Below are 13,787 nucleotides of genomic sequence, written 5' to 3' on the forward strand. Positions count from 1 at the left end.
TCCCTCCTTCCTGCTTCCTGCGTGTGACGCGTCAGCCCTGTTCGGGGCCACCGTTCTCCTCTTCGGACGTCTCATCGGCCTTCTGCGCCCCCGGCTGGGGCTCGGCGACCGCCACCCGCGCGGGGCGGATGGTGCGTTCACCGATGCGATACCCGGGCTGGAGGACTTGCACGCAGGTGGTCTGGGTGACGTCCGGCGAGTAACTGTGCATCAGGGCCTCGTGCACCAGCGGGTCGAAGGGCTCGCCCTCCTTGCCGAACTGCTGCAGGCCCAGCTTGGCGGCCACGGTCTCCAGCGACTCGCCGACGGACTTGAAGCCGCCGACCAGCTCGCCGTGATCCCGCGCCCGGCCGATGTCGTCGAGGACCGGGAGCAGTTCGGTCAGGAGGTTCGCGATGGCGATCTCCCGGACCGCGATACGGTCCCGCTCCACCCGGCGACGGTAGTTCTGGTACTCGGCCTGGAGCCGCTGGAGGTCCGCGGTGCGCTCGCCGAGCGCGGTACGGGCCTGGTCCAGCTGCGCCTGCAGGGCTGTGGCCGTGGTACCGGCAGTGGAACTTGCGTCCCCGGCCGGGGCGCCCGGGCCCGCCTGGTCGGCGGGCCCGGCGCCCTGCGCCGCGTCGTTCGTTACGGATTCCGCGGCGTCGGCAGAGGGGACATCAGGCTCCTGGTTGTGGTCGAAGCCCTGGGTCTCCTCCGTCACGCGGCACCGTCCTTCTTGTCCTCGTCGACGATCTCGGCGTCCACGACGTCGTCCTCAGCGGCGGCCTGCTGGGCGCCCGCGTCGGCCGAACCGGCGCCGGCCGCGCCCGCACCCTCGGACTGGGCGTTGGCGTAGAGCGCCTGGCCCAGCTTCTGGCTGGTGGCGGCGACCTTCTCGGTGGCCTCGCGAATGGCGCCGGTGTCGTCGCCCTTCAGCTTCTCCTTGAGGTCCGCGATCGAGGTCTCGACCTCGGCCTTGACGTCACCGGGGACCTTGTCCGCGTTGTCGGCGATGAACTTCTCGGTCTGGTAGACGAGCTGCTCGGCCTGGTTGCGGGTCTCGGCGGCCTCGCGGCGCTTGTGGTCCTCGTCCGCGTACTGCTCGGCCTCGCGCATCATGCGGTCGATGTCGTCCTTCGGCAGCGCCGAGCCGCCGGTGACGGTCATCCGCTGCTCCTTGCCAGTGCCGAGATCCTTGGCGCCGACGTGCATGATGCCGTTGGCGTCGATGTCGAAGGTGACCTCGATCTGCGGGACGCCGCGGGGGGCCGGCGGGAGGCCGGTCAGCTCGAACATGCCGAGCTTCTTGTTGTACGCCGCGATCTCGCGCTCGCCCTGGTAGACCTGGATCTGCACGGACGGCTGGTTGTCCTCGGCCGTCGTGAAGATCTCGGAGCGCTTGGTCGGGATGGTCGTGTTGCGCTCGATCAGCTTGGTCATGATGCCGCCCTTGGTCTCGATACCGAGGGACAGCGGGGTGACGTCGAGCAGCAGGACGTCCTTGACCTCGCCCTTGAGCACACCGGCCTGAAGCGCGGCGCCGATGGCGACGACCTCGTCCGGGTTGACGCCCTTGTTGGCGTCCTGACCGCCGGTCAGCTCCTTGACGAGCTCGGCGACGGCGGGCATCCGGGTCGAGCCGCCGACCAGGACCACGTGGTCGATCTCGGACAGCTGGATGCCGGCGTCCTTGATGACGTTGTGGAACGGGGTCTTGCAGCGGTCGAGCAGGTCCGCGGTCAGCTGCTGGAACTGGGCGCGGGTGAGTTTCTCGTCCAGGTGCAGCGGGCCCTCGGCGGAAGCCGTGATGTAGGGCAGGTTGATCGAGGTCTCGGTGGACGAGGACAGCTCGATCTTCGCCTTCTCGGCGGCCTCACGCAGGCGCTGCAGCGCCATCTTGTCCTTGGAGAGGTCCACGCCGTGGCCGGAGTGGAACTGCTTCACCAGGAAGTCGACGACGCGCTGGTCCCAGTCGTCACCGCCGAGGTGGTTGTCACCGTTGGTGGCCTTCACCTCGACGACGCCGTCACCGATCTCCAGGAGGGACACGTCGAAGGTGCCGCCACCGAGGTCGAAGACGAGAATGGTCTGGTCGTCCTTGTCGAGGCCGTAGGCGAGGGCGGCCGCCGTCGGCTCATTGACAATACGCAGAACGTTGAGACCCGCGATCTCGCCGGCCTCCTTGGTCGCCTGGCGCTCCGAGTCGTTGAAGTACGCCGGCACGGTGATGACCGCGTCGGTGACCTTCTCGCCCAGGTAGGCCTCGGCGTCCCGCTTCAGCTTCTGCAGGATGAACGCGGAGATCTGCTGCGGGTTGAAGTCCTTGCCGTCCAGGTTGATCTTCCAGTCGGTGCCCATGTGGCGCTTGACCGACCGGATGGTCCTGTCGACGTTCGTTACCGCCTGGCGCTTGGCGACCTCGCCGACCAGCACCTCGCCGTTCTTGGCGAAGGCGACGACGGAAGGCGTGGTCCTGGCGCCCTCGGCGTTGGTGATGACGGTGGGCTCGCCGCCTTCCAGAACGCTGACGACGGAGTTAGTCGTGCCCAGGTCGATGCCGACCGCACGTGCCATTTTGGAATCCTCCAGCGACTTGAGTGGAACTGGCTCAAGAGTGCCTCACCGGTTCGCCGGTGTCAAAAGGCCTGAGCCCTCCAGACTCAACCTTCCTCCGCGTAAGGGGCGCATAAGTAGCTTAGTCGCAGGTCAGAGGCACCGCGAGGGCCTCCGGGGCCCGATAACGGGTCGTACAGGCGACGCAGATCACCGGCAGGGCGGCTTCTGGTGGCTGGGGGAAGACGATAATCTCGTGGAAACTGGATAAGTTACTGCTTAGTAAGAACGACCGTAAGTACCGCTCTCGCAGGTCCGAGGAGCCCCGTAATGCAACTCGCCGCGATCATCGTGTCGCTGGTCCTCACCGCGGTCGGCGTTGCGCTCATCAGCCGCGCCGTCGCGCAGATCTACCGGTTCGTGAAGCTCGGCCGGCCCACCCCGGCAGGCGCGCGCACGGGCAACCCGGTGCAGCGCAGCAAGACGCTCGCCAAGGAGTTCGTCGGGCACACCCGGATGAACCGGTGGGGCGTCGTCGGCGTCGCGCACTGGTTCGTGGCCGTGGGCTTCCTGACGCTCGGGCTGACGATCGTCACCGCGTACGGCCAGCTGTTCAAGGCCGACTGGACGCTGCCGGTGCTCGGCGACTTCCTGCCGTACGAGGTGTACACCGAGTTCATCGCGCTGGCCACGACCGTCGGCATCCTGGTGCTGATCGGGATCCGGCTGCTGAGCCTGCCCTCCCGCGCCGGCCGCAAGTCCCGCTTCGCGGGGTCGAAGGCCTGGCAGGCGTACTTCGTCGAGTACGTCATCCTCGTCATCGGCCTGGCCATCGTGACGCTCCGGGGCCTGGAGGGCGCGCTGCACGGCGTGGACCACTACGAGGCCGCGTACTTCGCCTCGTACCCGCTGGTCGCCGCCTTCCACGGACTGAGCACCGGGACGCTGCAGAACCTGGTCTACCTCGTCGCGATGATCAAGCTCGGCGTCACCATGACCTGGGCGATCACGGTCGCGCTGAACACCAACATGGGCGTGGCCTGGCACCGCTTCCTGGCCTTCCCCAACATCTGGTTCAAGCGCGAGGAGTCCGGCGCGACCGCGCTCGGCGCGCTGCAGCCGATGGTGTCGGCCGGGGTGCCGATCAACTTCGAGGACCCGGGCGAGGACGACCAGTTCGGCGTCTCGCAGGTCGAGCACTTCTCCTGGAAGGGCATCCTCGACTTCTCCACCTGTACGGAGTGCGGCCGCTGCCAGTCGCAGTGCCCCGCCTGGAACACCGGCAAGCCGCTCTCGCCGAAGCTGCTGATCATGAGCTTGCGCGACCACGCCCACGCCAAGGCGCCCTACCTGCTCGCCGGCGGCGGCAAGGACGCCGAGGGCGAGGAGAAGGCCACGCCGGAGCAGCTCGCCGGCGTCCCGGCGGCCGCCCTCGCCGAGGCCGAGCGCCCGCTGATCGGCACGGCCGAGGAGAACGGGGTCATCGACCCCGACGTGCTGTGGTCCTGCACCACCTGCGGCGCCTGCGTCGAGCAGTGCCCGGTGGACATCGAGCACATCGACCACATCGTCGACATGCGCCGCTACCAGGTGATGATCGAGTCCTCGTTCCCGAGCGAGGCCGGCACGATGCTCAAGAACCTGGAGAAGAAGGGCAACCCCTGGGGCCTGCCCAAGAAGCAGCGCCTGGCCTGGGTCAAGGAGGTCGACTTCGAGGTCCCGGTCGTCGGCGAGGACATCGAGGACCTCAGCGAGGTCGAGTACCTGTACTGGGTCGGCTGCGCCGGCTCCCTGGAGGACCGGGCCAAGAAGACCACCAAGGCCTTCGCCGAGCTGCTCAACATCGCGGGCGTGAAGTTCGCGATCATGGGCGGCGAGGAGAACTGCACCGGTGACTCCGCCCGCCGCCTGGGCAACGAGTTCCTCTTCCAGCAGCTCGGCCAGGAAAACGTCGCCATGCTCAACATGGCCTTCGGCGAGGACGACGAGGACGAGAGCACCAAGCTCCCCAAGGCCAAGAAGAAGATCGTCGCGACCTGCCCGCACTGCTTCAACACCATCGCCAACGAATACCCGCAGCTCGGCGGCGAGTACGAGGTCGTCCACCACACCCAGCTGCTCCAGCACCTCGTCGACGAGGGCAAGCTCGTCCCGGTCACCCCGGTCGAGGGTCTGATCACCTACCACGACCCCTGCTACCTGGGCCGCCACAACAAGGTCTACACACCGCCGCGCGAGATCATCGCCTCGGTGCCGGGCCTGCGCAACGAGGAGATGCACCGCCACAAGGAGCGCGGTTTCTGCTGCGGCGCGGGCGGCGCCAGGATGTGGATGGAGGAGCGGATCGGCAAGCGCGTCAACAACGAGCGCGTGGACGAGGCGCTGTCCCTCAACCCGGACATCGTCTCCACCGCCTGCCCCTTCTGCCTCGTCATGCTGTCCGACTCCGTCAACGGCAAGAAGAACGACGGCCAGGCGAAGGAGTCGCTCCAGGTCGTGGACGTCTCCCAGCTCCTGCTCGAGTCGGTCAGGACCCCGGCCGAGGCCGCCCCCCAGTCCAACGCGGACTCGGAGCCCGAGCCGGTGAAGTAGCGGTACCCATACGTCGAGGCCGGCCCGGATGCGTCCGGGCCGGCCTCACGCGTTCCGTACGCGGCCCGCTACTTGACTCCGTACTGCTTCAGCAGCTGCGCGAACTGCGCCGCGTCGTGCAGCTTCGAGGAGTCCGTCGAGGCCACCTCCTTGCCGTTGATCTTCACGTACGGAGTGCCCTGGGCGCCGCTCGACTCGAAGGCCTTCTCGGACTGCTTGACGAAGCTGTCGTACGTGCCCTTCTGCACGGCGGCGTCGAAGGCCGTGCCGCGCAGTCCGTCGACCTTGCTCGCGATGCTCAGCAGGAAGTCGGCGGTGAAGCCGTCCACGGACTCGTCGGGCTGGTTGGCGTACAGCGCCTCGTGGTACGGAACGAACTTGCCCTGCTCCAGCGAGGCGCGCAGCGCGTTGGCGGCGCGCTTGGAGCCATTGCCGCCGAGGTTGCCGTCCAGGAAGGAGGCGAGGGTGTACTGGATCTTGACCTTGCCGGACTTCGCGAGGGAGGCGAGGGTCGGGCCGGAGGCGGTCTCGAAGCTCTTGCAGATGGGGCAGCGCAGATCCTCGTAGACCTGGACCGTGTTCTTCGCGGACGCCTGACCGACGGTGATCGTCGTGCCGTCGGAGCTGAGCTTCGCCGGTATCGCCGCGAGCACGGCGGGGTCGGACAGCTCTGGGCCGCCCGTGGCCGAGACCGTGGAGGACGGAGTGGCCTTGGAGCCGGAGTCCGTCACCGCACCCAGCGGGTCGCAGGACGTCACCGTCAGCGTGATCAGCACGGCGGCGGCAGCGGCGACAGCGGCTCGCCCGGCGGTTCGTACAGCCATGAAATGGTCCCTTCCGATTGCTCGTTGGCATGAACGCTATGGGCTGACGGGCCCCAGTAGCCAACCCGAAGAACTTCCGCCTCCCGTGCAACCAAATGGTCCGGGACAACCCATCGCCGCCCCGCACCCCCCGTCCCCCGCAGCCGGCCCGGATCTGTCACAGGTTGGCAGCAAAGCCTCCAGGTGGGCGAGGGGCCGCTCCCCCACCGACCCGGACCGGGTAATTTCGAGTACGTGGCTGGATTCAGGAACAGACGCGGACGGGACCGGGACGTGCAACCGCAGAACACGCAGCCGTACGGGCAGCAGCAGACCTACGGGCAACCGCAGCAGCAGCCCCCGTACGGCTCCGGCTACGGATACGCCCCCGCCGCCGGAGAAGGCGAGCCCGAGTACTTCGGTACCCCGGGGCCCGCCCCCGCGCCCTCGTACAACGACAACCCCGGCCACACCCGCGCCTTCACCCTCGGCGGCGCCCCCGACGCCGCCCAGCAGTCGGGCGGCCAGGACCACGTCGCCACGTACCGCGCCGGCCAGACCACCGCCCCTCCGACCGGCCCGCGCCTGCCCTGGAAGCAGCTGATCAGCGGCATCGTGCTGCGCCCGGCCGCCACCTTCTGGCAGATGCGCGACTACCAGGTCTGGGGCCCGGCGCTCACCGTCACCTTCCTCTACGGCCTGCTCGCCGTCTTCGGCTTCGACGCGGCCCGCCAGGACGTGCTCAACGCCACCATGTCCAACAGCATCCCCTGGGTGATCTGCACCGCCATCGCCGTCATCCTCAGCGGCCTCATGCTCGGCGCCGTCACCAACGCCCTCGCCCGCCAGTTCGGCGGCGACGGCGCCTGGGCCCCCACCATCGGCCTCGCGATGCTCATCACCTCCCTCACCGACGCCCCCCGCCTGTTCTTCGCCCTCTTCCTCGGCAGCGCCAACAGCTTCGTCCAGGTCCTCGGCTGGATCACCTGGCTCGCCGGCGCCGCCCTCCTGACCTCCATGGTCAGCAAGTCCCACGACCTCCCCTGGCCCAAGGCCCTGGGCGCGGCCTCCATCCAGCTGATCGCGCTGCTGGTGCTCTTCAAGCTCCCGGTGATCTGATCCGAACGTACGTAAGGGGCGCCCTCAAAGGAGAGCGCCCCTTACCAAGCGTCTGTACCGACCGACCGACGCCTACGCGTCGAGCACCTGCCCCTGGCGCCGCACGACCGGCGGTTCGACACTCCACGGGAAGTTGATCCAGTCGTCGGTCCGCTTCCACACGTACTCGCACTTCACCAGCGACTGCGTCTTCTCGTAGATCACCGCGCTGCGCACGTCCGCGACCTGATCCACGCAGAAGTCGCGCACCAGCTTCAGAGTCTTCCCGGTGTCCGCCACGTCGTCGGCGATCAGCACCTTCTTGCGCGAGAAGTCGATCGCGTTCGGCACCGGCGCCAGCATCACCGGCATCTCCAGCGTCGTCCCGACGCCCGTGTAGAACTCGACGTTCACGAGGTGGATGTTCTTGCAGTCCAGCGCGTACGCCAGTCCGCCCGCCACGAAGACCCCGCCCCGCGCGATCGACAGCACTATGTCCGGCTCGTAGCCGTCGTCCGCGATCGTCTGCGCCAGGTCGCGCACGGCCCCGCCGAAGCCCTCGTACGTCAGGTTCTCCCGCGCCTCCGACCCCATGCGCGTCACACCTGCGTCCGGTGGAAGTTCATGAACGACCGCGACGGCGTCGGTCCCCGCTGCCCCTGATACCGCGACCCGTACTTGTCCGACCCGTACGGGAACTCCGCCGGCGACGTCAGCCGGAACAGGCACAGCTGCCCGATCTTCATCCCCGGCCACAGCTTGATCGGCAGGGTCGCCACATTCGACAGCTCCAGCGTCACATGCCCGGAGAACCCCGGGTCGATGAACCCCGCCGTCGAGTGCGTCAGCAGCCCCAGCCGGCCCAGCGAGCTCTTGCCCTCCAGCCGCGACGCGACATCGTCCGGCAGCGAGATGACCTCGTACGTCGACGCCAGCACGAACTCACCCGGATGCAGAATGAACGCGTCATCCCCCTCCGGCTCCACCAGCCGCGTCAGGTCCGGCTGCTCGACCGCCGGATCGATGTGCGGGTACCGGTGGTTCTCGAACACCCTGAAGAACCGGTCCAGCCGGACATCAATGCTCGACGGCTGCACCATCGACGGCTCATACGGGTCCACGCGCACCCGTCCGCTGTCGATCTCGGTCCGGATGTCCTTGTCAGAGAGAAGCACGCAACGAAGGTTACGCGGACCACGCGGCCCGGGCCGAATCCACCCCGACGCCGCGCGCCCCGCCCGCTCCTACTTCTACTTCTGCGGCTCCCGCACATCCACCGGCACCGCACTCCTCAACCGCGCACACCCCGGACACCGGATCAACCGTCCCGGCCCCAGCCGGTCGGCCCCGAGGTTCTGCATCGGAAACGTAGTGGTGCTGAACACGTGCCCCTCGGCACAACGAACGACGGTGCGATCCATCGCTCCCCTTCCCTGCACGCCAACGACGAAAGCCACATTAGGGGATCAACCACCCACCCCACACGCGGCACTCCGCGCCCACCCGCACCAGGAAATCGCCCCCAACCTACGCCCCACCCCACCCTCCCCGCACCCACTCCCCCACAGCACAAAGGCCCCTCGACGCATGCGTCCGGGGCCTGCCATGAGGTACAGTGTGCGACGATGAACCGCCCCCAGGGCGATCTTCGCGGGTGTAGTTTAATGGTAGAACATGAGCTTCCCAAGCTCAGAGCGCGGGTTCGATTCCCGTCACCCGCTCCAATGCATAGCCCCAGGTCAAAGACCCGGGGCTGATTTATTGTCTAGACCTATTCTCACGCTCGTGCCAGATCCGTGCCAGAAGGCGGGATCCCTTTCAGGCCGCTTCCTGCGTACGGCGCGGCGTGAAGCGAACGATGACCTCGCCGCGCTCGGGGGCGACGTGAATGTCCAGGTCGGACTCCATCGCCTGGGCCAGCCGCGAGAGCAGCGGCAAGGTCGGGGTGGTGCCACCCAGCTCTATACGCGAGATCCCGGGTTGGGTCATGCCCGCCCGTCGGGCGAGCTCGCTTTGTGAAATGCCAAGTTGCCGACGCCTCGCGCGTACTCCGTCAGCCAGACGCTGCGCATAGTCCACCGTGCCCCCTACGCGGCGTGCGTGTCGAAGGACACGGCGGTGCCACCCGACGGAGCCAGGTGCACATCCACGCCCACCTCCAGTGCCGCAGCCAGCCGGGCGAGCAAGTCCGAAGTGACCGGCAGTGCTCCTCCGACCTCAATGCGGTCGACCTCGTCGGCCGAGGTACCGAGCCGACGCGCCAAATCCTCCTGGGAAAGACCCAGTTCGGTACGCCGGTCGTAGACAAGCTGGCCGAGCGCCATGGCAAGCCGGATCTGCTCGCGCTCCAGTGTCACCTCGGGGGGTTCGGTGTACCCCTCGGCCAGCTGCCGCTCACGGGCCAGCTTCCAGCGTGCGTGGTTCATCGTTCCTCCTCGTGTGCCTCTCGACTGTACGTCTCGTGGGCAGCCGGATGCTCCGCCTCGCACAGCTGCTTGGCCTGCCTTGCCCGCTTCACCTCGGCATCCTCACGCATCTTCGTCTTACGGAAAACCGTCAGCAACACGATCCGCTGCCCGGGAGCGAGCCAGTACGAGATCCGCATGGCGTCACCACTCAGGCTCAGGCGCAGTTCCCGCACGCCGCCACCCAGATAACGGGAATGGGGTTCACCCAGCGTCGTCGGCCGCTCGGCCAGAAGCTCGGCCTTCTCCTCGACCTGCCGATAGTGCTGCGGCGACAGGTTGGCGAGCCATTGCCGCACCTCCGGCTCGATCTCGACCACGTACAACTCGCCCATACCAGGGATCGTATATCACAAATACGGTATGGGCGAAGCCGCCCCAACCAAGCCACGCCCGGCCGGAGCGCCAGCCCATCACCTCCGAGCCTCGGATCGCATCCGCGGCGCGGCCCCCGGGCGGTGGGCGACAGGGCCGAAGCAATCCGGCAGTGCCGGATCCGCCACTGAAATCGTCAGACCGTCCGGATCCGCCGCGTTGCTAAAAGGCCGACTCCGGCAACGGACAAGGAGAGCGGACGCTCGTGCCAGATCCGTGCCAGATAGGACGGGGCACCACGGTCAACAGCGGTCAGCCCACGAGGCCACGCAGCCAGGCACACGTAGTTGTTTCCGCAGGTCAAAATCATCCCCCGACCCGAAGGACCTGTGATTCCCAAGCTCAGAGCGCGGGTTCGATTCCCGTCTCCCGCTCCACAATGAAGTCCTAGGTCAGCGGCCTGGGGCTTGTTTATTGTCTAGACCTATCGAAGCCATCGCACCACTTGCGCACCACTGGAAAAGGGCGGGGCGGCAGTCACGGGCTCAGGTCCACCGTTCGCAGCAAGAGGTCGGCGAAGCGAGGAAGTCCCGCCTTCCCCAGGCGAGTGATCGCGTCATGCGCTGTCATCGGTGGGTTGCGTTTTTCGGCAGCCAGCAGGACGACAGCGTCGGACACTTCCTAAGGCAACTCGCCATGCAGCTCGCACAGATAGGTGTCCGGGTCGAGAACGCGTACGCCGCGCGCCGCGAGTTCGCCGGCGGGGAAGTCATCAAGATTCCAGGTGATCAGCGCGGTCGCCCCAGCGGCCACTGCAACCGCCTTGCCGGATGCCGCAGTCGTAGAGCCGTTCGACGCCTGCGCTTAGGGCTCTAAGGTATCTACTGACGGGTTCGCGTCAAGTCGAGCCCGAGGGGTGGAGGGGGAACGGCGCGATGCCGATTGCCGAAGACATAAGACGCACAAGGCGTACCGGGCGCAACGGCCGCACAAGGCTCCGCGCATCGGGGCTTCTCGCACTGGCGGGGGCCGTGATGGCGGCCTCGGCGCTGGTCGTGACCGGCACCGGAAGCAGTTCGGCCGCGGATCGCGCGGCGCCGGGGGACGACCAGGGGGTGGTCGGCACCGTCGGGCATGCGAAGGGCGCCGGGGGCACCGTGCGGCTCGCCACGGGTGAACGGGTAGGACTGGTCGACGGCAAGAACGTCGGCGTGACGGCGCAGAACGGCCGGAGCACAGGACGGTACGCCATCACGTCGACGGACGGAGACATCAGTGTGCGTCCGGTGAGCCGGCGGCAGCCGGTGGCCGCGACGGAGGTGGCGACGGCCAAAGGGCGGGCGCTCTCGACGATGACGGTCGCCGCAACGACGACGTACAAGGTGAAGTTCACGGTCACCAACGCGGACGTCGTCAGCAAGACGGTCGCGCTGTGGAACCGCGCCAACTGGTCCTCCGTGGCCGTGGACAACGCCGACAACGGTCCGGACGCCACCGCCGAGCTCCCGCCCGGGGACTACTTCGCCGTCGCCCTGCACAGCGACTGGCAGCAGCCCAGCTACCTCCTGGCCCGGGCCTTCACGGTCACAGACTCAGCTCTCACAGTGCGCTTCGACCAGAGCAAGGCCAAGGAGACGGCGGTCAGGACCGATGACGCCACCGCCGCGCGTGAGGCCGCCGCGGTGTGGATCTCTGTGCCGGGCGGTGATCTCGCGGGCTTCGCCGGCGCCGGCAGCAGCAAGGTCTACACGACGCCGTTCTCGGTCACCGGGACGGCGCTGCGCATCCATGACGTGCTGACGAAGAAGGGCTCTTCGGCCTCCGCGCCGAGCCCCTACCGTTACGACCTCACGTACTCCTTCAAGAAGACCGTGCCCTCCTCGCCCATCGTGACCGTGAGCAGGGCGAGTCTCGCCAAGACCAGCACCCCGATCCGGGCGCAGGGCGCCGTCATCCGGGCGGACCTGGAAACCGTGCCCAACACGGGCGAATGGACCGGTGTTTACATCGGCAGCTGGGTGAAGACCGCGGCGGCCACCACCGAGTACGTCACCCCGGGCGTCTCCTACTCCCGCCTGCTCTCCTACGGCCCCGGCGACCAGCGCCTCTACCTGCCCGACCGTACGCTGTCCGCCGGCACCACGGCCGGTGCCACGGTGGGCTCCGCCCCCTTCGGCACGAGCCCGTTCCCCTCCGGCTCCGTCCGCAGTGCCACGAAGATCAGGCTGTACGAGCCGGAGACCGCGAGCGACGCGGCGGGCAACACGGGCACCGACGACCGCTCGAAGTCGTCCTTCCTGCTCACCTCCGGCGGCGAGACCCTCGCGTCGGCCAGCGGCCTGTCCCCGTACGACACGCTGTCCGCCACGGTCCCGAGCGGCACCGGCACCTACGAGCTTGAGCACACCGTCACCCGCAGGGTCGGCTACTCCCGCCTGTCCACACTGGTCCGCAGCGAGTGGGCGTTCACCTCCACCGGCACGAGCACCGCCGAGGAACTGCCCCTGGTCGAGACCGCCGTCACCGCCTCCGGCCTGGACGCCCGCAACGCGGCGGGCACGAACCCCGTGACCCTCGGCGTGACGGCCACCACCCGCGGCTCCGCCGGGGCCACGGAGACGGTCACCGGTCTCGCGTACTCGACGGACGACGGCGCGACCTGGACGGACCTGCCGCTCACCACCACGGACACCGGCGTCTCGGCGACGCTCACCGTCCCCGCGACCGCGTCGTACGTATCGCTGCGCGCCACGGCCGTGAACGACCAGGGCGGCAGTGTCCGACGCACCGTGATCCGCGCCTTCGGCGGCCCAGCCGCCCAGGGCGACGAACAGACCGGCACGACGAAGATCTCGAACGTGGTGGTCGGCAGTGGCAAGCCGGTCGTCCTGACCACCGCCGCGCTCCAGTACTTCAGCGCGAAGTTCACCGCCACCGACCCGTCCGGCATCGCCGAAGGCGGTCTCTACCTGTACCGCGGCTCGTACGGCACGCCCAGCGGCGTTCTCTTCGACACCTGGCCGGCGACGTGCACCGCACAGTCCGCCACCACATCGGTCTGCGAGACGACGCTCGCGTACATCACGCCGCGCTCCAGCCTGGGCCTCAACAGCCTTGCCGGCACGTGGAAGGTCGCCGCTTGGGCCTGGTCGAACGACGGTGTGAGCCACAGCGATCTGCACGCCGCGAAGAGTCTCCTGGTCCAGCGCGACTCCGCACTCACGGCCAACGCGTCCCCGGAGCCGGTCAAGAAGGGCAAGACCCTGACCGTCACCGGCAAGCTGACCAGCGCTAACTGGCAGTCCGACACAGGCGCCTACTCCGGATACGGCGGCCAGTCGGTGAAGCTCCAGTTCCGCAAGAAGGGCACCAGCACCTACAGGACGGTCAAGACGGTCAAGTCCTCGTCCACCGGCGCCCTCAAGACCACCGTCACCGCGTCCACCGACGGCTACTGGCGCTTCAGCTTCCCCGGTACGACATCCACCCCGGCAGTCTCAGCCACCGGTGACTACGTCAACGTGACGTAGTCCGCAGGGCCCACACGGCAGGCAGGCCCGACCACGACCGGTCGGGCCTGCCGTCTGCCGACGGCACCATCGGGCCACATCCTCACCAGACGGACATCGCCGCGAGACTCCACGAGTCGGAAATCCTTGACGAAGGCTGAGAGGCTCAGCCACGCCATCTCGCGGTGCCGTGCCAGTACCGTGCCAGATAGGGCGGGGCACCACGGTCAACAGCAGTCAGCGCGAAGGGCCTCGTAGCCACGCACGTGTAGTCGTTTCTGCAGTTCAGGGTCAAATCCAGGCCTGAAGAACCTGTGATTCCCAAGCTCAGAGCGCGGGTTCGATTCCCGTCACCCGCTCCACGCTTGAGCCCCAGGTCAGAGGCCTGGGGCTTGCTTGTTGTCTAGACCATTTTTTAGGTCGCCCAGCCCTCCACCAGCCCCATCTGCCGACACAGGGGGCCGATTTGG

12 protein-coding genes and 1 tRNA gene are annotated in these 13,787 nt (G+C 67.9%); 4 read left to right on the forward strand and 9 right to left on the reverse strand.

All coding sequences use genetic code 11. The annotated features are described in order from the left end of the window. Positions 1 to 31: 31 nt before the first annotated feature. Positions 32 to 703: a nucleotide exchange factor GrpE gene (gene grpE, locus ACFXJ5_RS04875; RefSeq protein WP_384626912.1), complete on the reverse strand. Its 672-nt coding sequence runs from the start codon at positions 701 to 703 to the stop codon at positions 32 to 34. Next, the gene (gene dnaK / locus ACFXJ5_RS04880) at positions 700 to 2,556 is read right to left on the reverse strand and encodes a molecular chaperone DnaK (RefSeq protein ID WP_384626915.1); all 1,857 of its coding nucleotides are present in this window, start codon (positions 2,554 to 2,556) and stop codon (positions 700 to 702) included. The genes grpE and dnaK overlap by 4 nt, the downstream gene beginning before the upstream one ends. A gap of 309 nt (positions 2,557 to 2,865) precedes the next feature. Between dnaK and ACFXJ5_RS04885 the strand changes: the two genes are divergently transcribed. Then, positions 2,866 to 5,127, forward strand: coding sequence for a (Fe-S)-binding protein (locus ACFXJ5_RS04885; protein WP_384626918.1), 2,262 nt, complete (start codon positions 2,866 to 2,868; stop codon positions 5,125 to 5,127). A 68-nt stretch (positions 5,128 to 5,195) separates the two neighbouring features. On the opposite strand, the gene ACFXJ5_RS04890 is transcribed toward ACFXJ5_RS04885, so the two are convergent. After that, positions 5,196 to 5,951, reverse strand: coding sequence for a DsbA family protein (locus tag ACFXJ5_RS04890; protein ID WP_384626921.1), 756 nt, complete (start codon positions 5,949 to 5,951; stop codon positions 5,196 to 5,198). Positions 5,952 to 6,224: 273 nt separating this feature from the next. Between ACFXJ5_RS04890 and ACFXJ5_RS04895 the strand changes: the two genes are divergently transcribed. After that, the gene (locus tag ACFXJ5_RS04895) at positions 6,225 to 7,049 is read left to right on the forward strand and encodes a Yip1 family protein (RefSeq protein WP_384626924.1); all 825 of its coding nucleotides are present in this window, start codon (positions 6,225 to 6,227) and stop codon (positions 7,047 to 7,049) included. Positions 7,050 to 7,121: 72 nt separating this feature from the next. Here the strand turns inward: ACFXJ5_RS04895 and ACFXJ5_RS04900 are convergent, their stop codons facing one another. Together ACFXJ5_RS04900 and dcd are read right to left on the reverse strand one after the other, a co-directional pair. After that, positions 7,122 to 7,622, reverse strand: a complete 501-nt coding sequence (locus tag ACFXJ5_RS04900; protein WP_384626927.1) for a phosphoribosyltransferase — start codon at positions 7,620 to 7,622, stop codon at positions 7,122 to 7,124. Positions 7,623 to 7,627: 5 nt separating this feature from the next. Beyond that, positions 7,628 to 8,203: a dCTP deaminase gene (gene dcd / locus ACFXJ5_RS04905; RefSeq protein ID WP_384626930.1), complete on the reverse strand. Its 576-nt coding sequence runs from the start codon at positions 8,201 to 8,203 to the stop codon at positions 7,628 to 7,630. 475 nt (positions 8,204 to 8,678) lie between these two features. Between dcd and ACFXJ5_RS04910 the strand changes: the two genes are divergently transcribed. Continuing rightward, positions 8,679 to 8,752 (forward strand) — tRNA-Gly (locus ACFXJ5_RS04910). Positions 8,753 to 8,846: 94 nt separating this feature from the next. Here the strand turns inward: ACFXJ5_RS04910 and ACFXJ5_RS04915 are convergent. The 4 genes from ACFXJ5_RS04915 to ACFXJ5_RS04930 form a co-directional block, all read right to left on the reverse strand. After that, positions 8,847 to 9,107: a helix-turn-helix domain-containing protein gene (locus tag ACFXJ5_RS04915; RefSeq protein ID WP_384626933.1), complete on the reverse strand. Its 261-nt coding sequence runs from the start codon at positions 9,105 to 9,107 to the stop codon at positions 8,847 to 8,849. Between the two features lie 8 nt (positions 9,108 to 9,115). After that, positions 9,116 to 9,454, reverse strand: a complete 339-nt coding sequence (locus tag ACFXJ5_RS04920; protein ID WP_384626935.1) for a multiprotein-bridging factor 1 family protein — start codon at positions 9,452 to 9,454, stop codon at positions 9,116 to 9,118. Next, positions 9,451 to 9,828, reverse strand: a complete 378-nt coding sequence (locus tag ACFXJ5_RS04925; protein ID WP_384626938.1) for a type II toxin-antitoxin system RelE/ParE family toxin — start codon at positions 9,826 to 9,828, stop codon at positions 9,451 to 9,453. Before ACFXJ5_RS04925 ends, ACFXJ5_RS04920 begins: the two co-directional genes overlap by 4 nt. A 661-nt stretch (positions 9,829 to 10,489) precedes the next feature. Beyond that, positions 10,490 to 10,621, reverse strand: a complete 132-nt coding sequence (locus ACFXJ5_RS04930; RefSeq protein ID WP_384626941.1) for a hypothetical protein — start codon at positions 10,619 to 10,621, stop codon at positions 10,490 to 10,492. Between the two features lie 221 nt (positions 10,622 to 10,842). Here ACFXJ5_RS04930 and ACFXJ5_RS04935 point away from each other — a divergent pair, with 221 nt between their 5' ends. Continuing rightward, the gene (locus tag ACFXJ5_RS04935) at positions 10,843 to 13,338 is read left to right on the forward strand and encodes a hypothetical protein (RefSeq protein WP_384626944.1); all 2,496 of its coding nucleotides are present in this window, start codon (positions 10,843 to 10,845) and stop codon (positions 13,336 to 13,338) included. Positions 13,339 to 13,787 lie beyond the last annotated feature (449 nt).

This window comes from Streptomyces sp. NPDC059373, from assembly GCF_042751495.1.
In the GTDB taxonomy this organism is placed as follows: domain Bacteria; phylum Actinomycetota; class Actinomycetes; order Streptomycetales; family Streptomycetaceae; genus Actinacidiphila.